This window comes from Cylindrospermopsis sp. CR12, assembly GCF_001432185.1.
Lineage (GTDB): Bacteria > Cyanobacteriota > Cyanobacteriia > Cyanobacteriales > Nostocaceae > Raphidiopsis > Raphidiopsis raciborskii.
Genome location: NZ_LMVE01000027.1, coordinates 1 through 22,507, shown reverse-complemented (window position 1 = coordinate 22,507; position 22,507 = coordinate 1). Strand labels below are relative to the sequence as shown.

The following is a 22,507-nucleotide window of genomic DNA, read 5'->3' as shown; positions in this document are numbered from 1 at the left end:
TCAGGTCGTAAGCCTAAATTTTTTATCATTTCAGATACAAAACCGTTAACTGGCTAATTATTTAGGTATCAATTATCAGATTACGTAGTTGTAGCAAAGGAGAGCAGCAGTGAGTAACCAACCTAGGGAAGTATCCGAGTTTTTTCATGGTGAAGTTGAGAACAGTAACCTCTTATGGCAATACGTTAAGTCTTTGAGTCCTGAAGCAGTAAATCAACTGTCTAAACCTACATCCTCAGAAGTATTTCAGGTGATGGAGCGCAACATTGTGGGACTACTGGGTAATTTACCCTCAGAACACTTTGGAATTGCCATTACCACCAGTAAGGAAAACTTGGGTAGATTGCTTGCTTCAGCAATGATCAGTGGTTATTTTTTACGTAATGCGGAGCAGAGGATGAACTTTGATCTGTCCCTGGATAAAACTGAAACAAGTAAAAGCGACAACAAGGAATAATACACCTGTGGGCGTTGGGTTTCATACTTCAACCCAACCTAAGTTCATCTTATATTTAATTCCACCCACCCACTTAAACCAAAATAAAAAACTACTATATTTTAGATTTTAGTTTTTAAATATGACAACTCCTAACCCTCAACAGAACACCATTCTTCCCCATAAAATTATTGGGGTTGGGGTGATTTGGAATCAGGAAAAACAAATTTTAATTGACCGTCGGTTACCCACAGGGTCCATGGCCAATCTATGGGAGTTTCCTGGTGGGAAAATGGAGGAAGGGGAAACCATCCAAGATTGTATAGTGCGGGAGATTAGGGAAGAATTAGGCATTAAAATTGCCGTGAGAGAACATTTGATAACCATTGACCATACCTATTCCCACCTGCAGGTCACCTTGAGGGTCTATCATTGTGACTACCTGGATGGTACTCCCCAGACCTTAGAGTGTGCTGAATTCCGTTGGGTCAATTTAGATGATTTAGAGCAGTTTGAATTTCCTGCTGCAAACGGACAGATTATTGCAGCTTTAAACAGATAATATTCGCCAATTCTCAAATTAAATGTCAATAACAGAACATAAAATAACAGTAAACTCACTAGAATGGTTTTATAGACAAGCTGAACCCATGGGCAAGAGCAATCTATTACCCGTATTATTGCTACATGGTATAGTTTCCCAAAGTTACAGCTGGAGAAATATTATACCAGCATTAGCAGCACAAGGGACAAAAGCAATTGCTCCCGATTGGATTGGTTATGGTTTTTCAGGTAAACCTGAAAAGCAGGATTTTGCTTACACACCGGAAGCATTTATTCACGCCCTAGAAGACTTTGTTCAAGCCATTGATTTACCAAAATTCTCCTTAGTGGTGCAGGGGTTTTTGGGTTCGGTGGGACTTCAATATGCTTTACGTCATCCTGAGAAAATTGCCAACATTGTTATTTTAAATACCCCCATTGGCACTAGTGCCAAACTTCCATGGAAAATCCGACAAATGGGTTTACCCATAGCAGGGGAAATAATAACTCAAGACCCCTTATTAGTGGATAGAACCTTAGAAAGCGGTAGCTGTTATCGCATCGAAGACAAAGATTTGGACATTTATAGAAAACCGTTTTTAAAAACCTCCGCTTCGGGAAGGAGCTTGTTATCAACCATTAGAAACTTACAACTGGATGCAGTAACCAAAGAAATCGAAATGGGATTTCAGAAATGGCAAAAACCGATTTTAGTGCAGTGGGGAGCTATTGATCCTTGGTTGTCTGTAGAACTGGCGGAGAGTTTTGCTCAATCTGTACCCGATGTTGAAATCATAAAACTTAACAATGTGGGTCATTATCCTCAAGAGCATTACCACGAGGTGATTTTACAGGATTTATTAGCCTTTGTGCGCTTGACCAATACCCAGTCACAAAAATCCTGATCAGGTAGACTAATTATACAATCATCTACAATTGTCTGTAACTTGAATCGGAGTGATTGAGAACTTATGGCTTATTATTGGTTTAAAGCATTTCATATTGTTGGGTTTGTAGTCTGGTTTGCTGGTTTATTTTATCTAGTACGGTTGTTTATCTACCACGCTGAGGCCAATCAAGAACCTGAACCGGCTAAGACCATACTGAAAAATCAGTATGAAATCATGGAAAAACGTCTTTATCATATCATCACCATCCCCGGAATGATCGTCACCTTAGCTATGGCGGGTGGCATTCTTTATACCAATCTTGATCTATTTCACGAAACCTGGTTGCATTTCAAGTTGGGGTTTGTAGGTATTTTATTAGTTTATCATCATTACTGTGGTAGATTGATGAAACAGTTGGCTGCAAATGAGTGCAAATGGAGTGGACAGCAACTAAGAGCTTTAAATGAAGCACCAACTTTGCTACTAGTTATTATTGTCATGTTGGCTATTTTCAAAAATAATCTCCCCACTGATATTACTGCTTGGGTAATTTTTGGATTAGTGATTTTGATGGCTGCTAGTATTCAGATATATGCCAAAATTCGCAGACGAAATAAAGAAAAGTTACTAGTGCAAATGAATCAAGTTAATCAAAACAATCCAACTGATCAGATTCCCCAAGTCCAAAATTAGACTGAGGTAGAAAAAGGGGGGAAATGGGGAGTAATGAAATCATCTAAAGTAATATGTCCCAAGAATTATTAAATAGTTTATTTATCAATCGGGTAGCCGTTTTGGCAACCATGCACCATAAAGAAAATGTCATTGCTCCATTATTAAAAAAGCAACTGGGGCTAGAAGTTGTCGTTCCCCCAAACTTTAATACCGATCAATTTGGTACGTTTACCAGAGATATAAAACGTCCAGATACCCAAATAGTCACAGCTAAATTAAAAGCCAAAAAAGCAATGGAAATGACTGGGGAAACTATAGGTATAGGAAGTGAGGGTAGTTTTGTGCCTCATCCTAATTTTCCTTATATTTATGCCAATAGAGAAATTGTATTACTTTTAGATCAACAAAATGACTTACAAATTGTGGGAGAGGTGTTTTCCACAGAGACTAATTTTAATCATTTGGTGATCAATAGTTTTGAAGCAGCACAAAAATTTGCTGCTAAAGTTGGTTTTCCTGACCATGGTTTAGTGGTTTGGTTTGAATCTTCCAATGGGCAAGATCCTGAAATTATTAAAGGTATCACCACTCAAGAACAGCTATATGAATCTGTAAATTTTGCCTTAAATAATTCTCCCCATGGTAATTTACATATAGAGACTGATATGCGAGCGCTTTATAATCCCACCCGCATGAACAACATTGCAAAAGCTACTCAGGATTTGGTGGAAAAAATTTACAGTTGTTGTCCTCAATGTGGTACACCTGGATTTAGTATTACCGACAGAACTCAAGGTTTACCATGTGAAAGTTGTGGTCAACCTACCTCATTAACTATGGGAGTAATTTACCAATGTCAAAAGTGTAATTTTATAGAAGAGAAGTTATATCCCGATGGTAAATTTTTTGCCGATCCTGGATTATGTCCATATTGTAATCCCTAATCAGTAGGTGGATGGAATTAAATATAAGATGAACGTAGGTTGGGTTGAAGTATGAAACCCAACACCCCCATGGGTCTCGTTACTCGACCCATCCTACAAATAATTGTGCCTCCCTACTTAGTCTCTATAGCAATGCCCAGAAAATCAGAATAAAGCCCCCTCTTGAAACTTTTAATTATGTAATTATGAAACAAATTAAAATTGCAAGAGGAGGTTTGGAGCTAAAGTCCGGTAGGGTAATCGGGCTATTTAATATATAGTCTTGATTGGATACAAAACCAGTCTCTCTTTAGATAGATAAATTTTGTCTACAAATTCTCTATTGGTATAATTTGCCATCTACAGTTTTTAAAAACCGTCTCCCAACTACAAATTACTAGAGATAGTTTTAAAGATATCCACCCCTCCCAAAGAATAATCCTCTAATTTAAAATCTGCAAAAGGTTTTTTCTCTAGTCTGTCTCTCAAGGCCTCATCTAAAATAACTCCCTCATCTTGTTTCTTTACCCCAATAATAATAATGCTCCTTTGATATGCAGTTAAATCTTGATCACTCTGACAATCTTTTCTTTGAAATTGTCCAAGATTCAATAGTCTATAGGCTTTAACACTCAAGCTATCACTAAAGAGTTTTTTCACCAATAACTGAATTTGCTTGGATCTTTCCAAAGCACGACTCTGTTCCGATTTTATATCACCTTCACAGGAAGCTGTCCCTACGGAAATAATCTCACTGGGATCTTCCATGATTGTTTGTATCCCTTCCTCTTGTAATCTGGATTTTAAGGATTCAAGATTAATTATTTCATTATTATACTTAATCTGATAGGTACTACCCAACTGCCATTTATATTCTACTGATAAAACTGCTATATTGAATTCTGCTACTCTACCTTGACTGTCTTGACCCTCTTCGTATGCAAAGTAGTCTACTTCCCCCTTTTTAATCGGTAATTGTCCATAGTCGGAGGGAAAAACCACAAATCTATTATCCCTATTGGTAAATGCTACTAACCACAGCAAAAACAATGAACAAAGTAATGCCCAAAGTAATGCTACTAGTGGTAGTTTTGCCAATGGCTTTTCTGAATTTTGACCCAGGTTTTGTTTGGTGTTTGTTTCTGTGACTATTTGTGTATTTAAACCGCCCATCACATTTTTTTCCACAACCATACAGTGAAGGGTCATCCCTGTGCTGGTTTGATGGGTAAAATACTCTGGTGCCATATCATTTTGTTCCAATTGGCCTAGATCACTCATTTCTTGTTCAAATACTTTTTTGGCTTCGTCATCATTAGATACTTGTTGTTTCAGCACTTTAAGTATTTTTAGTATGTCTTGTTGATAGACCTCATAAACTTTACTGAATCCAGTGTGATCACTTAATAAACGTACTACCCGATAAGTTCCTAATAATTCCAATGGGGAACCACAACTTTGACAAAAGTAGTTTCTATCGTTATCTGGATGCTTTGGTTGGGGACAAACAGGGTTTATGCAAAGACTCATAGTTTAAATACAAGTTAAATATAAGTTAAAATAGAATGAGACTAAATCAAGCTATATTGATTGTGCTAAGAATTCAGCTATAGTAAGATTAAATTCTTCTGGGTTACTTAGAAACGGCCAATGGGTTCCTGGGATCTTTTTCCAGGTGAGGTTTTTAAGGTTGTCTTTATAAGGTTTGATTTGCCAATCTTGGCGATTCACTCCTTTTTCAGGTTGAACAAACAGGGTGGGTATTTCCACGGGGTGAATAAAACCAGCTACTTCTAATACTGCATCAAAAATTCCGTCACGAGCGGCCACGGTAAATTTACTACCCCACGTGCCATCCGGTTTTTGCTCTATTCCCCCTTGAAAAACTTGTTGTTGCAAATCATTCCATTCTCGAAAGTGAACCAGTTTTTTGATTTTCTCCTCAGCTGCTTCATAACTGCTAAATGGACCCATAGTTTGTAAAGATGGTAATACGTTATACAACAAAGGAAAGATTAATTTAAGTACCCTAGGCATCTTCCAAATAAAAATCGGGTCTACTAAAGTCATAGTTTTTAACCTCCCCGGATTTTGCCTAGCCCAAATAGCTGCTAGTTTACCTGTCCAAGAGTGACTAACTACATTAGCACTCAACCAACCAAGACTATCCATTAAGGCTTCCAAATCAGCGATCGCACTTGTAAAGGAATAATCTGTTTCCGGTTTACTGCTGTTACCATGACCACGCATATCGGGAGCTATAACATGGTAATTTGGGGACAAATAATCGCCCAAACTTAACCAAACCAGGGCATTATCAGCCATCCCGTGGAGTAGTAGTAAAGGTTCATGACCCTGACTCCATTCCAAATAGGAAATTTCCATATTAGGTATTGACAGTGTTTTGCGGGTGTGACTCATATTAAGTAGAGGAATAGTACTCGATGATCTAGCAGAAAATTAGCCATTGGTCAAGAAAAGTGGTAGAATGACTATCATATTTTAACACCTCTAATAAGTTGGAGGATGAAAGAGTTCAACACAGTAGGTATTTGCTTACCTAAAAAGCACTACATGTGCGACGTAACCACTAAATTCAATAGATGTCGCCATCTAATCGAAAGTGGTAAATATTTTGCCATTAACTTTCCGAGGCAATACGGAAAAACCACCATGCAGCATCTCCTGGAAAAAAGTTTTCAGGGGGTGGAAGAATATCTGGTGATCAGTACCAGTTTCGAGGGTATTGGCGACCTACCATTCCAAAGCGAAGAGCAGATGGCATCGGTAGTCCCCGCAGTTTTAGCCAAAGGTTTGTTCTTCAACAATCCAGAACTCGCTGAATGGCTTGAAGTTAAGTCCGGGCAAATCAACAGCTTCAAACAGCTTTCAAGATTTGTCAGTGACTGGGTTAGGGAATCCAGACTAAAAATTGTCCTGCTCCTAGACGAAATTGACAAAGCCAGCAATAATCAGGTATTCATCAGTTTCCTAGCCATGTTGCGGGATAAATACCTAGCAACAGCACAAGGTAGGGATGCTACCTTCCACTCGGTGGTCCTGATCGGAGTCCACGATGTGAAGACCTTAAAGTTGAAGCTCGATCAGGATGAAGAACGTAAACTGAATAGCCCCTGGAACATTGCTGTGGACGTGGATATTGACTTCACCTTCAGCCAGGAGGAAATTGAGCCAATGCTCGCGGAATACGCAAATGATCATGGATTTAAAATGGACTGCCCTGTTTTGGCTCGCCTTCTGTTTTATTATACCAGTGGCAATCCCTTCCTCGTTAGCAAGATGTGCCAGGTGGTTGACGAGATGCACCAGAACCAGCGACCTTGGTCAGTTAATGATATTGAGGATGCTTATAGGCATTTAGTGGATGTATCCTACTCCACCACTAATTTTAATGATGTGTACAAGAATCTTGAAAATAATCCCGACTTTTCCCAGTTAATTCGGGCAATAGCTATTGATGGGGAGGATTTAGTCTTTGACCGGGGTAATCCCTTGATTGATCTGGGGGCGACCTATGGTATTATCAAGAACAATTCAGTAGGTAGATGCGACATCGCCAACAAAATCTACGAGTTCAGAATTATCAGCTATTTTATTTCTAAACGGGAAACCGCCCATGAACATCTTGATAGATACCGAGATAGCAGCTTTATAAGCGACGGTAAGCTCCAGGTCAGCTTGATTTTGGCAAGGTTCCAGTGGTTTATGCGGGAGCATCATTCCTCTCGGGACAACGATTTCCTGGAGAAGAACGGGCGTATGTTACTCATGTCTTTCTTCCGTCCGATTATCAACGGTAATGGATACATGTTCAAGGAAAATGTGGTCGCGGAAAACCGTAGGATGGATCTGGTTGTCACCTACAGAAACCAGCGCTACGTGATTGAACTGAAAATTTGGTACGGTGAAAAGCGTCTTCAGGATGGGATTGAGCAGCTTTGCAGCTACCTGGAATCCTACGGACTAAATGAGGGATATATACTCATTTTTAACTTCAACAGTAACAAAACCTACGATATACGGGAGATTGATCACCAGGGGAAACACCTCACTGCCTTCTTCGTGTAGCAGCAAATTAGGTGGGTCTGGTTGAGGAATTAAGCTCAACATCATCTGTTTAACTAATTGTTAATTGGTTATAATAATTATAATGAAGAAAAAGCAAAAAAGATTTCAGCATACTGGTATACCTATTGCTGCTTATATAATACTAATAATTGTAATTATCAGTATTAGCACTCTTATTAAACAGCCGATTGTATTAGGGCAAACACCCAGATTAGATACTGAAGAAGAATTAAAGCACACTTGCGCATCTCAAATACCATCTTCCATAGAGAAGATAATCAATTCTCCTACATTTGAAAGAATGAGGTGGGGAATTTTGATTAAAAACCTATCATCTGACCAAATTCTTTACAGTCGGGATGCCCAAAAGTATTTTATTCCTGCATCTACCACCAAAATATTAACTGCAGCAGCAGCATGGCAAAAACTGGGCAAAGACTTTCGCATTCGTACCTCAATTCATCAAGGAGATGAAGGTAATTTTTATTTAGTTGGTAGAGGAGATCCCAGTTTTAATAATGCCCAATTAACCGCCCTAGCTCAGAAATTGCAGCAACGGGGAATTCGGTCAATTAACAAGCTAATTGTGGATGATAGTTACTTTCAAGGAGAATACATTGATGCCAGTTGGCAATGGGAAGATATACAAGCTGATTATGGTGCCCCAGTCAATAGTTTAATGGTCAATGAAAATACTGGAATTTTGACTTTATCTCCCACCAAGATAGGAGAAAAATTAAACATTACTTGGTCTAACGATATGGAATTATATAGTGGAATAGAAAATAATTCTATCACTGTTGCTGAAAATGAGTCGAGATTTGTCCAAGTCACCAGAGATCTAAAAGGTCAAGTATTAAAGATTGATGGCAAACTGCCTATTAATTCCCCTTCTCAAACCATAGGGTTATCAGTTATTGACCCCATAGATAACTTCTTAAAAAACTTGCGTTTGACCTGGGAAAAAGTAGGGATAAACGTTAAGGAAATTCAACCTATTTTTGAATACCAACACTATAAAATAGCTGAACAAAAGCCAGAAATAGCTGTCGTTGAATCCCTTACCTTGCCAGATTTACTCAAAGAAGTGAATAGGAATAGTAATAATCTCTACGCCGAATCTTTACTCAGACATTTAGGTAATAGTGAATCAACTAACAAAAATGAAACCACTGTAAACCAAGGCTTAAAAATACTAAAAACTACCCTGAGTGAATGGGGAATAGAACCTAATACTTATATGATTGTGGATGGTTCTGGACTATCTCGCAAGAACCTAATTAGTCCAGAAGCATTGGTAAAAATATTACAGGTGATGGCAAAATCACCTGATGGCAATCTGTTTCGTGCATCCCTAGCTACCGGTGGTATGAATGGTACCCTAAAAAATCGGTTTTTAAAAACTCCTGCTTGGGGAATAGTTCAAGGAAAAACAGGTTCCATGACTGGTGTAATTTCTCTATCTGGATATATTAATGTTCCCAATTATGATGATTTAGTGTTTAGCATGATAGTTAATCAATCACAACACCCATCAGCAGTCAGGAAAGCAATGGATGAAATCATCATTTTACTGGCAAAATTGCACAAATGCTAGTTGACACACCGCCAAACCAGCAATTATAAATAATGCAGGAATGCAGGTTGGGCGATCTGGAAAATTAATTATCATCATAATTTGTTGGGTTTCGTTCCTCAACCCAACCTACGAGACGGTCTAAATTTAGAATTTCTGTCACCACTAATACTCAATTCCTGGTTGAGCTTTAACTCCTTGATCCTTAAATGGGTGTTTGATCAGAGTCATTTCCGTAACTAAATCCGCTTTTTCAATTAAAGCTGGTGGAGCGCCCCGACCAGTTAAAATGACGTGCTTATCAGGGGGTTTTTCAGCTAAACCTGCTAAAACTTGATCCACCTTTAAATAACCAAGTTTTAGGGCAATATTAATTTCGTCTAACAAAACCAAGTGAAACTCAGGATGGCGAATAAACTCTAAAGACTTCTCCCAAGCAACATTAGCCTTATCTAAGTCCCTGTCCCGGTCTTGGGTTTCCCAGGTAAAACCCTCACCCATGGCATGAAATTCCAGTTGATCGGACCAGGAGCTAAAAACCCGCTTTTCTGATGGTTCCCAAGCACCTTTAATAAATTGCACAATTGCCACTTTATATCCATGTCCCAGTGCTCTTACTATCATACCCAAAGCAGCAGTGGTTTTCCCCTTGCCATGACCAGTATTAACTATAATTAACCCCTTTTGAGGAATGGCATCCGCTATACGTTGATCTTGTATCTGTTTACGACGCTGCATTTTCTGACGGTACTGCTCATCGCTCAAGGATGATGACATGACCTCATCAATCAACCTACCAATTTCTTGATCCTCGCCCAACTGATCCGATGTGTTTCTACTCATCCGTGTATCTTCATCCCATGAGAACTGGAAAAAATTAAGCCTCCAAATATCTCAATATTATCTCTCATATCATTAGAATCGGAATACTGACTATGGGAAAGTGAAAAAATGTCAAAGAAACAAGGTAAAAAAATTGCACCCGCACCAATTTCATCGAATATTAGTGTAGTTGACTTAATTAATAACTACTTCACTGCTTATAATTCAGCTCGGTTAAGAGAGGCGTGTAAATTACTAACTGAGGATATATTCCAACCGGGTGTAACGGTGGGATTAAGTCTTTCTGGTGCTATGACACCAGCAGGATTTGGTGTTTCCGCTTTAGCTCCTTTAATTCGTCATGGTTATATCGACTGGATGATTAGCACCGGTGCCAATCTTTATCATGATATGCACTATGGTTTAGGTTTTGACCTGTTTGCAGGTAGTCCCTTTTTGGATGATGTTAAATTACGGGAAGAGGGAACAATCCGAATTTATGACATTATCTTCGGTTATGATGTGCTACTAGAAACTGATGCTTTTATTCGTAAAATATTGCAAGCAGAACCCTTTCAAAAGCGCATGGGAACGGCTGAATTTCACTACCTGCTTGGCAAATATGTACGAGAAGTGGAAAAGCAGTTGGGGGTAGAAAATTCCTGTCTCCTAGCTACAGCTTATGAATATGGCGTTCCTATTTATACTTCTTCTCCCGGTGATAGTTCTATAGGGATGAATGTAGCAGCCTTGGCGTTAGAGGGTTCAAAGCTGGTATTAGATCCAGCTATTGATGTAAATGAAACTGCGGCTATTGCTTACGGAGCAAGGGAAGGAGAGGGGAAAAGTGCAGCGGTGATTCTGGGTGGTGGAAGTCCCAAAAACTTTCTCCTTCAGACCCAACCACAAATTCACGAAGTCCTGGGTTTAGAAGAAAGAGGACATGATTTCTTTGTTCAATTTACAGATGCACGTCCAGATACTGGTGGATTGTCTGGTGCAACTCCAGCAGAAGCGGTGAGTTGGGGTAAAATAGATCCTGACGAGTTGCCCAGTACAATAGTTTGTTACACTGATAGTACAATTGCCCTGCCTTTGATTACAGCATACGCATTAAATCAGGGTCAACCACGATCTCTGAAACGATTATACGACAGACGAGAAGAGTTATTAGACACCTTACAAAAAGACTATTTGGCAGCAAAACAGCGTGTTCTAGTGGAAGCATAATAGATAATATTAGTCCCCCTTTTAGGATTGGGGGGACTGCCAATGTCAAATTCTTTTCTCTAGTTTTATTTTAGGCGTGTGTAAATGTTATTTAAAATAATCCTACGGAAAAATTTGATGCAAACCCTAATTAGAAGTAAAATATGACAGTTGTATTATATGTCTGAATGTGATTGAGCGTTATACCTTGCCCGAAATGGGCAATCTGTGGAGTGAATCCTATAAGTTACAAACCTGGCTACAAGTGGAAATTGCTGTGTGTGAAGCTCAGGGCGAACTGGATTATATTCCCCTAGCAGCGGTGGATGAAATTAAGGCTAAAGCCAAGTTCGATCCTAAGCGAGTACTAGAAATTGAAGCAGAAGTTCGCCATGACATGATTGCTTTTCTCACTAATGTAAATGAATATGTAGGTGATGCAGGGCGTTATATTCATCTGGGCTTAACTAGCTCGGATGTCTTGGATACAGCATTAGCACTACAGTTAGTCGCTAGTTTGGATCTATTATGTCAAAAGGTGGAAAATCTCATCCAGGCAATTCGCATTAAGGCTCATGAACATCGTTATACTGTAATGATTGGGCGATCGCATGGGATTCACGCGGAACCAATTACCTTTGGATTTAAATTAGCTGGTTGGTTAGCTGAGGTTCTCCGACATCAGGAGCGGTTACAATTACTCAGGAAAAATGTTGCGGTGGGTAAAATATCGGGAGCGGTGGGAACCTATGCTAACATAGAACCACGTGTAGAGGCGATCGCCTGTGCAAAACTGGGACTCAAACCTGATACTGCTTCCACCCAAGTAATTTCTCGGGATATTCATGCTGAGTTTGTACAACAACTAGCTCTTTTAGCAGCTTCCATAGAACGCTTTGCCGTAGAAATTCGCAATTTACAAAAAACTGATGTTTTGGAAGTGGAAGAATACTTCTCCAAGGGACAAAAAGGCTCCAGTGCTATGCCACACAAACGCAATCCCATTCGTTCCGAAAGACTAACTGGTATGGCTAGACTAGTCAGAAGTCATGCGGGTGCAGCATTAGAAAACGTAGCTTTATGGCATGAAAGAGACATTTCTCACAGTTCTGTGGAGCGGGTGATGCTTCCTGACGCTTGTATATTAACTGACTTTATGCTCCATGAAATCATTGATTTAATCACTAATCTTTTGGTGTATCCACAAAACATGGCAAGAAACCTTAACTGCTATGGTGGAGTAGTGTTTAGTCAAAGAGTTTTACTGGCCTTAATAGACAAAGGAACTAGGCGAGAAGAAGCCTATGCCATAGTTCAACAAAATGCCCACATAGCGTGGAACAACCCAGAAGGTAACTTCCGTCACCTCATTACCCAAGATTTGCGTGTCCGAGAAAAATTATCTGACTCGGAAATAGATGCCTGCTTTGATGCAAAGCAGCACTTAAAATATTTAGATCAAGTGTATGAGCGATTAGGTATCTAGTTATATATTGATAGAATTGGGTAGGCGTTCTGGCTTAGTTGGGTTAGGTTATAGCTTTAGCCAGAACACCTTAGAAAGGGTTGATGGGTAAAAACGAGAGTTAGGTAGGGCTTGCTCCCATCCTACAAGAGTCCTATGGCGTGAAGTAAACCCCTACCGGTAATTATTTCAATAATCAGAGCTATAAAACCTAACATGGCAATTCTACCATTCCATACCTCAGCACTGGTTGTCAATCCCCATTCCCAACGCTCTTGAGGGTACATTTTTACCTTTTTCCTCATTTGGGTAACTTGAGATAATTTTAGACTGGGCTTTTCCAAAGCATCAACCACCAATTGGGCCAAGGCTTCAATAAACAGTGGATGAGTATTAGGTGCAGCTGCACGTCTAAAATTCTCAATACCTGCTTCATGAGCTATTTCCCGATACTCAATATCTATCTCCTGCAGGGTTTCTATGTGTTCAGACACAAAACTAATGGGTACAACCACCAAATCTCTGACCCCTTTAGCTCCTAACTCTCTGAGTGCGTCTTCCGTATATGGCTGCAACCACTCCACAGGACCAACACGACTTTGATAAGCCAAAGTATAGTTGTTTGTACTGTTAAGAGTTCGCATAATTAAGTCTGTACACTCTTCAATTTCTTGCTGATAGGGATCACCAGCTTCCACAACATAACTTTTGGGTACGCCATGGGCACTAAAAAAGATATGCACTTTCTCCGGATGGGGAAATTGATGTAGCTGGTCATTAATTAGCTCCACCATGGCATTTAAATAGCCCGGTTGCTTATACCATGAAGCAATAACCGTATATTCTGGTGGCTGAAGTTGGGGATTTTCTTGCCAGAGTTTTTCCAATAGTCGGAAACTAGAACCACTGGTACTAATGGAAAATTGGGGATATAATGGCAAAATTACCAGCTTTTCAATTTTATCCTCCCCTATTTGGGCGATCGCCTCTTCTGTATAGGGATGCCAATAACGCATCCCCATGTAGACTGTAGCTGACTTACCCATACCATGGAGTTGAAATTTTAAAGCCTCTCCCTGTTCTTCAGTAATGCGTCTAAGTGGTGAACCGCCACCAATTTGCCGATAGTTGGCCTGAGAAGTTTTTGTGCGTCTCGTGGCAATAAACCATGCCAATGGCTTTTGCATCCAACGAAATGGTAGGCGAATAATTTCGGGATCTGAAAATAGGTTATACAAGAATGGCCCGACATCTTCCAGTTTGTCAGGTCCACCAAGATTGAGTAATAATACGCCTACACGACTCATAGCAGTTACTTGCCCCCAATCCTTACTTTTTTTATTATTAATAAATATAAAGCTTAACGCTCAGGAAAGATTTCAATGGCGACAATTTTTAGGGATTTGAGTTATCGTTACCAGTGGCTATATGATAGCATATCTAGTGTAGCTGCGTTAACCGTGGGTGGGGAGCAGCGTTTTCGTCAACTGGCTCTTCAAGGTTTAACAATAAACCCTGACACTCGGATTTTAGATCTATGTTGTGGTAGTGGTCAAGCCACTGCATTTTTAGTCAAGTTATCACACCATGTTACCGGATTAGACGCTTCCCCAACATCCTTACAAAGAGCGAAAAATAACGTGCCAGATGCTACATATATAGAGGCATGGGCAGAAGATATGCCCTTTCAGGATAATACTTTTGATGTGGTACACACCAGTGCTGCTTTACACGAGATGGAAATTGAGCAACGAAGGAAAATTATCCAAGAGGTAAACAGGGTATTAAAACCAGGAGGAATTTTCACTTTAGTAGACTTTCATCCTCCCACTAATCCCCTATTTTGGCCAGGTTTATCATTGTTCTTTTGGTTATTTGAAACTTCAACAGCTTGGGAGTGGATTAAAACAGATGTAGTCGGGTTACTAAAGGAAAATGGTTTTGATGTGGGCCGACCAGTGTTATATGCTGGAGGTAGCCTACAGGTTGTCAAAGGGGTTTTAGGCAGTTCTAAATTGTAGAAAATTGGTCTAAAGCCAAGTTGCTTTCGTTAATTAGTCAATATAAGTATTGTGGGAACAGACCTATGAGTGTTAACGCCGAATTTAAAGGTTTCTGCTCCACCGTTCCGTTGGGATGAATCGGGGGGTATTCGTAAGGAGAATTAATATGAATGTAGGATGGGTTTCGTTCCTCAGCCCATCCTACAAATAATTGCGCCTCCCCACTTATACGGCATTGTACAATTATGAACACATAGTCAGGATAACTTCCAATTAAACATTTATTGGTTGCTTGGCATGCAAAGGCTTATAATTTGCTTGCTCTTCATCTGAAACATATTTGATAATTTCCTTGCCAGTGATTAGTCTAGCTCTGCGACTGCGAGTAAAATAGCTCCACATCCACTGAATCATCACAACCAACTTGTTATCAAACTCAATTAAGAAGTATATATGAATAAACAACCAAAACAACCAAGCCAAGAAACCCCTAATTTTAATAAATCCCAGATCTACAACTGCCGAGTGTTGTCCAATCATAGCCAAACTACCCCTGTCCACATAGTTAAATGATGGAGTAACTTCTCCTAAAAGACGGTTTTTGATTAGCTTAGCTACATATTCTCCCTCTTGCATAGCTACAGGTGCAACACCGGGTAAAGGTTTGCCGCTTTGATGACAGAAGTTAGCTAAATCGCCAACAACAAAGATATTTGGGTATCCTTTAATACTTAAATCTGGTTCAACCATAATACGACCAGCGCGGTCACATTCAGCTTGAGTTCTTGCCATTAAGACCTTACCCATAGGTGAAGCACTCACACCAGCTGCCCACAATACGGTTCTAGCGGCAATTGTTTTTACCTCCTCACCCTGTTTAACAGTAACAATATCATCTTCAATATTAGTTACTAAAGTTTTGGTTTGTACTTCCACGCCTAACTCCGCCAAAGAATCTGCCGCTGTTTGGGAAAGTTCCGGTGCGAAGGGAGGAAGAACCCTATCTAAACCTTCCAATAGTAGAACCCGAGTTTCCGAGGTATCAATATTGCGGAAATCCTCCTTGAGGGTTTTTCTAGCCAATTCAGCAATAGCTCCAGCCAATTCCACACCGGTGGGACCACCACCAACCACCACAAAAGTTAACAAAGCCCGCCGTTTAGCTGCATCAGTTTCCTTTTCTGCTGCTTCAAAGGCGGTAAAAATCCGTCGGCGCATTTCTATAGCATCCTCCAGGGTTTTTAACCCGGGTGCAAACTCCTCCCAGTTATCCTTACCAAAATAAGAATGCTTTGCGCCAGTAGCTACAATCAGTGTGTGGTATGGAACTGCTTCACCTCCCACCATCACCGTCTGATCTTCAGGGTTAATATCATTTACTTCCCCCAATAAAACCGTAGTATTCTTGTTCTTACTCAGGATGGAACGCAAAGGAGAAGAAATATCCGCAGGGGATAAAGCACCCGTAGCCACCTGGTAAAGCAAAGGTTGAAACAAATGGAAGTTTCGTCTATCTATCAGCGTTACATTCACATTAGTTTTAGCTAATGCTTTAGCCGCATATAGTCCGCCAAAACCACCACCTACGATTACCACATGATGGGGTGGGGTATTGCTAGAGGAGTCAACCATAACAATTATTTTCCTTATATTACTGCTGCTGTAACTATTCTTAACATTTTTGTATCAAAGTTGTCACAAACATTTCTGTTAATTATGAACTTTTGAAGGAAAAAGTATGGTATCCGGAATGATTATTGCCCATAGATAGGTTAACTGGTGGAGCAAATTGAGGTATGATAATAAACCGACAATTTATTTACCACTTTGATAAACAGGAGATGCTTTCATGGCGCGTATGTACTATGATGAGGATGCCAACTTAGACTTTTTAGCGGGAAAAACCGTGGCCATTATTGGTTATGGTTCCCAAGGTCATGCCCACGCGCTAAACTTAAAAGATAGTGGTGTAAATGTCATTGTAGGTTTATATCCTGGTAGCAAATCAATTGCAAAAGCTGAAGCAGCTGGGTTAACCGTAAAAAATGTGGCTGATGCTGCTAAAGCTGCTGACTTAATCATGATATTATTACCTGATGAAGTACAAAAGACAATTTACACAAATGAAATCCTGCCCAACTTAGAAGCAGGAAATATTTTAGCCTTTGCTCACGGATTCAATATTCATTTTGGGCAGATTGTTCCCCCAGGGGATGTGGATGTAATTATGGTTGCACCTAAAGGTCCTGGTCATTTAGTCCGTCGTACCTACGAACAGGGACAAGGAGTTCCAGCCCTATTTGCCGTATATCAAAATGCTACAGGTAAAGCACGAGACCGAGCTATGGCCTATGCTAAAGGTATTGGTGGTACTCGAGCGGGTGTATTAGAAACCACATTCCGGGAAGAAACCGAAACGGATTTATTTGGGGAACAAGCAGTATTGTGTGGTGGTTTAAGTGCATTAATTAAAGCTGGTTTTGAAACCCTAATTGAAGCTGGTTATCAACCAGAGCTAGCTTATTTTGAGTGTTTACATGAGGTTAAACTAATCGTTGACTTAGTTGTTGAGGGTGGTTTAGCGACCATGCGTGATAGTATTTCTAACACCGCCGAATATGGAGACTATACTCGTGGTCCCCGGGTTGTAACTGCTCAAACCAAGGCTGAAATGAAAAAGATTCTCAGTGAAATTCAATCTGGACAGTTTGCACGGGAATTTGTTCTAGAAAACCAAGCTGGCAAACCTGGTTTTACAGCTATGCGTCGTCAGGAAGCTGAACATCCCATTGAGGAAGTTGGCAAGGATTTACGTGCCATGTTTAGTTGGTTGAAGAAAGCTTAATTATATAGCTTTAGCCAGAACGCTATAGACAGGGTTGATGGGTAAAAAGCTAGATAGGCGTTCTGGCTCACCCCCATTACAGGTAGCCACTTAACTTAGTCTTTGTTTTAACCATAGGGCTAATAGAGGTAGTGCTAATTGATAACCCTGTTGGGCGCTATAAATTAAACCCTTAGTCTGTAATCCCGTTAGGGCACCTTGCAAAGTTCCCCCTCGAGAAAGTCCATGTTTTTGGATATATTCTTTACTTTGAGGTTTATCTGTGGGATCTATGGCCAAACATTCTAAAAGGTGAATCTGATTACCAGGTAGTAACATCAATAAAGATTCATAAGTTATGGATAAATCTCTCAGCATTGCTTCTATTACTTGTCTGACCTTCTCTTCCCCGATTAATCCTTGTTCATGTTGTAAACTTGATAGTCTACGAATTAATGCCATCGCATCACCAATACTCCCTTGAACCGCATCCAAAAAGATGGTTAGTGCTTGAGAATGACGATCAAATTTAAGATTTTGTTTTTCCAAAATTTCTCTTGCCCAAACTGCCATAACATCTCTTTCTAAAGGAGCTAATTCAATTTTTTCCATTGGATATTTGTCCTCATCTTGATGATGGCTTGTTTCGGCAATTGTCGCTAATATAACATAACTCACATCCGGATGACTATTAATTTCTTTTCTCAAGGTAGATTCCCACATATTATGGCGATCCCAAGAACGAATATGGGGAAAACTTTGCAAAATTAATACCACTCTTCGATTTAAATCGTTGGCTATATTTTGCAACAAGTCCAATAACATAACAAATGCCTGCCACAGTTTTTTATCATTGAGACCATGAGATAATTTGAGCCTAGTTTCTGTATTAAAAATAAACAATTCTCTACCATTTTGCTCCACCCATGTCTCAATTTTGTTCACCTCCCAATTATGATTAATTGTTTCTGTGAACAATTGCAGTAGTCTCTCTCCATCGATCGCACGAATACAGTCTATTTCTAATATTAGGGCACCTACCTCTTGAGCTGCAATCTTAACCAATGTTCTTCTACCACTACCAGGTACTCCCGTAATTAATAAGTCCCTATCATGTAAAAGTATGTTTGTAATACGCTCAAACTCGTGAGAACGACCTATTAATTGTAATGGAGTAGATAAATCAAAGTTAATAGATTTCTCCTCCGTAGCTGTTGACATTAGAAACATAACTTATTTACTATCATTACCATAATTATTATTGAACTTGAGCAGGTAGACAGCACTAAAAAATGGTGCTATTAATATTATAACACTTTAAAATTCCAAATACAAATTTTCCCACCTACATAGCTGAAACTAGTTCTCCTGGAACACTTAGGGAATATATGTTTTTTAGTGCTTTTTAATTTTTCTTGATTAGGAGGTGTATAAAATTATGGTAATGGAAGCATGTGTGTTGCTAACAATATTATTGGGATTTTTTGGCATAATTCTGAAAAAGAACCTAGTGATGAAAATAATTTCCATGGATGTGATGAGTACAGGAGTGATAGCTTTTTATGTGTTTATCGCATCTAAAACAGGTTTATTTACTCCCATTCTTGGGGAAGTAAAAAAAGGTAATTATGCTGATCCTGTTCCCCAAGCAGTTATTTTAACGGCAATAGTTATTGGCTTTTCAATTCAAGCTTTGATGCTAGTGGGAGTAATGAAACTAGCTGGAGATAATCCCACCTTAGAAATTGATGAAATCGAGAAGAATAATACCCCATAAATTTAACATGGATTGAAAAGATGAACACTATAACAACGATTTGGGTAGGTATCCCATTTTTTCTGGGATTTATAGTTTTTTTGTTGCCACCACTTAACAGACACCTAGCATTTTTGGGGACATTAGTTAGTGCTGTCTATAGTATGGAGCTATTAATCAAACAACCAGAAATTCAACTTAATTTGTTGGACAGTTTTGGTGTCACCTTAGTAGCTGACCAGTTAAGTGGCTACTTCATTTTAACCAACGCCTTAGTGACAATGGCAGTAGTTTTATACTGCTGGAAAAGTGATAAAAGTGCCTTTTTCTATGCCCAAGTTTTATTAGTTCATGGTAGTTTGAATGCCGCTTTCATTTGTGCAGACTTTATCAGTTTGTATGTGGCATTAGAAGTAAGTGGAATAGCCGCATTCCTATTGATAGCATATAGTAGGAGCGATCGCTCAATTTGGGTAGGTTTGCGCTATCTATTTGTTAGTAACATTTCCATGTTATTTTATCTAGTAGGAGCTGTATTAATTTACCAAAAAAGTTCATCTTTTAGTTTTGCGGGACTAGAGAATGCACCACCAGAAGCCATAGCATTAATTTTTTTAGGACTGTTAGTTAAAGCGGGGATTTTTGTCTCTGGTTTGTGGTTACCCCTAACCCATTCTGAATCGGAAACACCAGTTTCTGCAATGCTTTCAGGTATTGTGGTCAAGGCTAGCGTTTTACCTCTATTACGTTGTGCTGCAGTGGGCGAGAATATTGGTCATATTGTGGTAATTTTTGGCGTAGCAACAGCTTTAATGGGTGTATCCTATGCAATTTTAGAGAAGGATACAAAAAGGATGTTAGCCTTTCATACTATATCCCAATTAGGATTTATTTTAGCAGCACCGGGGGTGGGAGGATTTTACGCCCTAACCCATGGATTAGTTAAGTCCTCATTATTTTTAATTGCTGGTTCCCTACCAACGCGTAACTTTAAGGAACTGCAATCTAAGCCAATTAATACAGCAATTTGGATCCCTTTATTTACTGCCAGTTTATCGATTTCTGGATTTCCCTTACTAGCTGGGTTCGCTGCCAAAGTTTTGACCCTTAAAAACATCACATCTTGGCAATTTGTTGCCATGAATATTGCAGCGGTAGGTACGGCAATTTCTTTTGCCAAATTTATATTTCTCCCCCATAAATTAGGAGATAAACAAGAGACTGTGACAGCTGTAAAACCTGGATTTTGGGTAGCGATCGCAGTGTTGATTACGGGTTTATTGATTGCCAATATTGCCTATTTAGGAGCTTATAATCTTGAAGATATAATCAAAGCCATTGTTACTATGATAGTGGGTTGGTTGGCATATCATTTAATAGTGCAGAAATTAGCACCAAAACTGGTGGCATATCTACCCCGCGCAGTGGAGAAATTTGAGCATTTAATAGGTGTTATGAGTTTGACCCTAATCTTATTATTTTGGATGGCATTATCATGATTGGACATTTGATACTGAGATTGACAATTTGGTTTTTGCTCACCGCTGATTTTAGCACTATCAATATTATTATTGGGGTGGCTATCGCATTTTTACTACCTAGAGGTTACAGTTCCAGAGCAAAATTTACAGAATGGTTAAGAGTATTTGGTCAAGTAATAGTTGCCATTGTTGTAGCTTTTAAAGAAGCATTTGAGATTATCTTGTTTCCCCATTATCGAGAAGAAATTATCAGAGAAAATGTGAAACATAAACATTCCTATTTACTGATATTCATGGATATATTCCTGATTACGTTCACACCTAAAACCATTGTTTTTAATCATAATGAACAGGGATTTTATGAAGTGCATCAAATTCAACCTGGGGGTAAAAAATAACCATGTATTTACAAATTGTTTTGGTAGCAATGATTGCCGGTTTGTTAATTCCCATTTACGAGGTATGGAAAACAGATAATACCTGGCAGTTAATGTTGGCTTTAGGGAGCATTTCCAGTAAAGTATCAATCATAATTTTAGTGGTTTCTGTTTTACGAGATGACTGGATGATTGGGGTAGTAGGAGCAATTATTTTAAGCTTGGGAAATGCAGGATTTATGTTACTAGCACATATTATCAAGAGGTTAAACGATGGATATTCTTAGTTATGGTTTGATGGCAATTGGCATTCTCTTCTGGTTTTGGGGAACCTCCCATTTAGTTAGCAATAAATCCGTATTATTCAAATTACATGGACTTTCTGTAGCTGATACATTAGGTTCAATGTTGATCATACTTGCCATTTTATTGATAATTCCCAGTAAGTGGCCACTATTAGTTTTAGCAATTATTTCCTTGGCACTTTGGAATACTATGTTGGGTTATGTAATTGCCCATTGCTCAACTGAAGATATAACCCCAGAGGTGGAAAATGAATGATTCTTATCTGTATATAATTGTTGCTTTGTTACCCCTAACTGCTGGTTTGTTGGTTACCCAGGTTAACCCCTATCATGGATTAATTTTGCGCGGAGTCTTAGGTGCGATCGCCGCTTTGGTAGATGCAGTGTTAGGGGCGGCTGATGTAGCTTTAACAGAGGCATTAATGGGTACAATGTTATCTGTAACTTTGTATGCCATAGCAGTACGTTCTTCTTTGGTTTTACGTTTAGGGGTAATGGAAAATCAATTAATAGTAGAAAATCAAGATGGGGGGATTGAAAAACTAATAGAGGATTTTCGCCGAGTTTTCAGTAAACATTATATGAGACTGGAAGTTGTGACCTACAACAATCAACAAGCTCTCCGAAATGCCTTAATTTCTAAGGAGGTTCATGCTACCTGTTTCCCCACCTTATTTAGGGATGAGCTAACAAAAACTGAAAACCAGAATTATCAAACAGAAGTTAGAGTTCACCGTGTTTATAACATCATTGAGAGTGAAATCCTGCCAAGAAATACAGGGTTAAAAAATTTAGAATATGTTGATATTTTAGTACCGGAGGAAAAACACCCATGAAAATGAGATTAGTTTATATTCTAGCTGGGATAGCATTGTTTTTAAAAATGTTATTCCTCTCCGATGTGGCGTCTAACTTATCTGGAATGTCAACTATAAAAGACACCATGTCCAATCTTACCGGGTGACAAAGTGGTCAAACAGCTTGTTTCATAAGGGATAGAGCCTGAAAGCCACGCTTGAAAAAGAGGCGTTTATGAGGTTTAAGACTAATTAAGCTTAGAGCTAAATCAGCCCATAGTTCCATGCCATAAATCCATAATTGTCCGTAGACAGCAAAGCTAAAATCACTCTGAC

General features: G+C 39.2%; 24 protein-coding genes and 1 pseudogene. 18 read left to right on the top strand and 7 right to left on the bottom strand.

Annotation, left to right across the window (positions count from 1 at the left end; all coding sequences use genetic code 11):
- Window positions 1-109: 109 nt before the first annotated feature.
- The 5 genes from ASL19_RS03690 (at window position 110) to ASL19_RS03670 (ending at window position 3,488) form a co-directional block, all read left to right on the top strand.
- Window positions 110-457: a DUF760 domain-containing protein gene (locus tag ASL19_RS03690; RefSeq protein WP_006276736.1), complete on the top strand. Its 348-nt coding sequence runs from the start codon at window positions 110-112 to the stop codon at window positions 455-457.
- Window positions 458-578: 121 nt separating this feature from the next.
- Window positions 579-998, top strand: coding sequence for an 8-oxo-dGTP diphosphatase MutT (gene mutT, locus ASL19_RS03685; protein ID WP_006276737.1), 420 nt, complete (start codon window positions 579-581; stop codon window positions 996-998).
- A 22-nt stretch (window positions 999-1,020) separates the two neighbouring features.
- Window positions 1,021-1,884: an alpha/beta fold hydrolase gene (locus tag ASL19_RS03680; RefSeq protein WP_006276738.1), complete on the top strand. Its 864-nt coding sequence runs from the start codon at window positions 1,021-1,023 to the stop codon at window positions 1,882-1,884.
- Between the two features lie 66 nt (window positions 1,885-1,950).
- Window positions 1,951-2,562 (top strand): protoporphyrinogen oxidase HemJ, encoded by a 612-nt coding sequence (gene hemJ / locus ASL19_RS03675; RefSeq protein WP_006276739.1) that lies wholly within the window; start codon window positions 1,951-1,953, stop codon window positions 2,560-2,562.
- A gap of 53 nt (window positions 2,563-2,615) precedes the next feature.
- Entirely contained in the window at window positions 2,616-3,488 is an 873-nt protein-coding gene (locus ASL19_RS03670; RefSeq protein WP_057177339.1) for a DUF6671 family protein, read from the top strand.
- 366 nt (window positions 3,489-3,854) lie between these two features.
- On the opposite strand, the gene ASL19_RS03665 is transcribed toward ASL19_RS03670, so the two are convergent.
- Window positions 3,855-4,997, bottom strand: coding sequence for a zinc ribbon domain-containing protein (locus ASL19_RS03665; protein WP_057177338.1), 1,143 nt, complete (start codon window positions 4,995-4,997; stop codon window positions 3,855-3,857).
- 51 nt (window positions 4,998-5,048) lie between these two features.
- Window positions 5,049-5,888 carry an alpha/beta fold hydrolase gene (locus ASL19_RS03660; protein ID WP_057177337.1) on the bottom strand — a complete coding sequence of 280 codons (840 nt, stop codon included), beginning with the start codon at window positions 5,886-5,888 and terminating at the stop codon, window positions 5,049-5,051.
- Window positions 5,889-6,041: 153 nt separating this feature from the next.
- Here ASL19_RS03660 and ASL19_RS03655 point away from each other — a divergent pair, with 153 nt between their 5' ends.
- Both ASL19_RS03655 and dacB read left to right on the top strand, forming a co-directional pair.
- Window positions 6,042-7,556, top strand: a complete 1,515-nt coding sequence (locus ASL19_RS03655) for an AAA-like domain-containing protein (RefSeq protein ID WP_161808567.1) — start codon at window positions 6,042-6,044, stop codon at window positions 7,554-7,556.
- A gap of 82 nt (window positions 7,557-7,638) precedes the next feature.
- Window positions 7,639-9,153: a D-alanyl-D-alanine carboxypeptidase/D-alanyl-D-alanine-endopeptidase gene (gene dacB / locus ASL19_RS03650; RefSeq protein WP_057177335.1), complete on the top strand. Its 1,515-nt coding sequence runs from the start codon at window positions 7,639-7,641 to the stop codon at window positions 9,151-9,153.
- A gap of 144 nt (window positions 9,154-9,297) precedes the next feature.
- On the opposite strand, the gene cobO is transcribed toward dacB, so the two are convergent.
- On the bottom strand, window positions 9,298-9,975 hold the full coding sequence (cobO, locus tag ASL19_RS03645) for a cob(I)yrinic acid a,c-diamide adenosyltransferase (protein WP_057177334.1): 678 nt from the start codon (window positions 9,973-9,975) through the stop codon (window positions 9,298-9,300).
- A 108-nt stretch (window positions 9,976-10,083) separates the two neighbouring features.
- Between cobO and speY the strand changes: the two genes are divergently transcribed.
- Both speY and purB read left to right on the top strand, forming a co-directional pair.
- Window positions 10,084-11,184, top strand: a complete 1,101-nt coding sequence (speY, locus tag ASL19_RS03640; RefSeq protein ID WP_006277976.1) for a deoxyhypusine synthase — start codon at window positions 10,084-10,086, stop codon at window positions 11,182-11,184.
- A gap of 169 nt (window positions 11,185-11,353) precedes the next feature.
- Window positions 11,354-12,649, top strand: coding sequence for an adenylosuccinate lyase (purB, locus tag ASL19_RS03635; RefSeq protein ID WP_057177333.1), 1,296 nt, complete (start codon window positions 11,354-11,356; stop codon window positions 12,647-12,649).
- A 122-nt stretch (window positions 12,650-12,771) separates the two neighbouring features.
- Here purB and hemH read toward each other — a convergent pair whose 3' ends face one another.
- The gene (hemH, locus tag ASL19_RS03630; protein ID WP_057177332.1) at window positions 12,772-13,935 is read right to left on the bottom strand and encodes a ferrochelatase; all 1,164 of its coding nucleotides are present in this window, start codon (window positions 13,933-13,935) and stop codon (window positions 12,772-12,774) included.
- Window positions 13,936-14,010: 75 nt separating this feature from the next.
- Between hemH and ASL19_RS03625 the strand changes: the two genes are divergently transcribed.
- Entirely contained in the window at window positions 14,011-14,649 is a 639-nt protein-coding gene (locus ASL19_RS03625; protein ID WP_057177331.1) for a class I SAM-dependent methyltransferase, read from the top strand.
- Between the two features lie 255 nt (window positions 14,650-14,904).
- Here the strand turns inward: ASL19_RS03625 and ASL19_RS03620 are convergent, their stop codons facing one another.
- Window positions 14,905-16,263, bottom strand: coding sequence for an NAD(P)/FAD-dependent oxidoreductase (locus tag ASL19_RS03620; protein WP_057177330.1), 1,359 nt, complete (start codon window positions 16,261-16,263; stop codon window positions 14,905-14,907).
- Between the two features lie 217 nt (window positions 16,264-16,480).
- Here ASL19_RS03620 and ilvC point away from each other — a divergent pair, with 217 nt between their 5' ends.
- Complete coding sequence (ilvC, locus tag ASL19_RS03615; protein WP_006277981.1) at window positions 16,481-17,476, top strand: ketol-acid reductoisomerase; 996 nt, start codon at window positions 16,481-16,483, stop codon at window positions 17,474-17,476.
- A gap of 90 nt (window positions 17,477-17,566) precedes the next feature.
- Here the strand turns inward: ilvC and ASL19_RS03610 are convergent, their stop codons facing one another.
- Window positions 17,567-18,685, bottom strand: coding sequence for an ATP-binding protein (locus ASL19_RS03610; protein WP_057177329.1), 1,119 nt, complete (start codon window positions 18,683-18,685; stop codon window positions 17,567-17,569).
- A gap of 208 nt (window positions 18,686-18,893) precedes the next feature.
- On the opposite strand from ASL19_RS03610, the gene ASL19_RS03605 reads away from it, so the two are divergent.
- Genes ASL19_RS03605 through ASL19_RS18785 form a run of 7 tightly spaced genes read left to right on the top strand, consistent with a single transcriptional unit; the run spans window position 18,894 to window position 22,338 of the window.
- Window positions 18,894-19,232: a cation:proton antiporter subunit C gene (locus ASL19_RS03605; protein ID WP_006277983.1), complete on the top strand. Its 339-nt coding sequence runs from the start codon at window positions 18,894-18,896 to the stop codon at window positions 19,230-19,232.
- A gap of 20 nt (window positions 19,233-19,252) precedes the next feature.
- Window positions 19,253-20,710, top strand: coding sequence for a cation:proton antiporter (locus ASL19_RS03600; RefSeq protein ID WP_057177328.1), 1,458 nt, complete (start codon window positions 19,253-19,255; stop codon window positions 20,708-20,710).
- A complete protein-coding gene (locus tag ASL19_RS03595; protein WP_057177327.1) occupies window positions 20,707-21,090 on the top strand; it encodes a Na+/H+ antiporter subunit E in 384 nt (127 codons plus the stop codon). The genes ASL19_RS03600 and ASL19_RS03595 overlap by 4 nt, the downstream gene beginning before the upstream one ends.
- Window positions 21,091-21,092: 2 nt before the next feature.
- The gene (locus tag ASL19_RS03590; protein WP_006277986.1) at window positions 21,093-21,356 is read left to right on the top strand and encodes a hypothetical protein; all 264 of its coding nucleotides are present in this window, start codon (window positions 21,093-21,095) and stop codon (window positions 21,354-21,356) included.
- Window positions 21,343-21,630 (top strand): monovalent cation/H(+) antiporter subunit G, encoded by a 288-nt coding sequence (locus ASL19_RS03585; RefSeq protein ID WP_057177326.1) that lies wholly within the window; start codon window positions 21,343-21,345, stop codon window positions 21,628-21,630. Before ASL19_RS03590 ends, ASL19_RS03585 begins: the two co-directional genes overlap by 14 nt.
- On the top strand, window positions 21,623-22,210 hold the full coding sequence (locus tag ASL19_RS03580) for a DUF4040 domain-containing protein (RefSeq protein ID WP_057177325.1): 588 nt from the start codon (window positions 21,623-21,625) through the stop codon (window positions 22,208-22,210). The genes ASL19_RS03585 and ASL19_RS03580 overlap by 8 nt, the downstream gene beginning before the upstream one ends.
- The gene (locus tag ASL19_RS18785; RefSeq protein ID WP_255356423.1) at window positions 22,207-22,338 is read left to right on the top strand and encodes a hypothetical protein; all 132 of its coding nucleotides are present in this window, start codon (window positions 22,207-22,209) and stop codon (window positions 22,336-22,338) included. The genes ASL19_RS03580 and ASL19_RS18785 overlap by 4 nt, the downstream gene beginning before the upstream one ends.
- An 8-nt stretch (window positions 22,339-22,346) precedes the next feature.
- Here ASL19_RS18785 and ASL19_RS16530 read toward each other — a convergent pair.
- Window positions 22,347-22,507: pseudogene (locus tag ASL19_RS16530) on the bottom strand (IS4 family transposase); the annotation flags it as partial.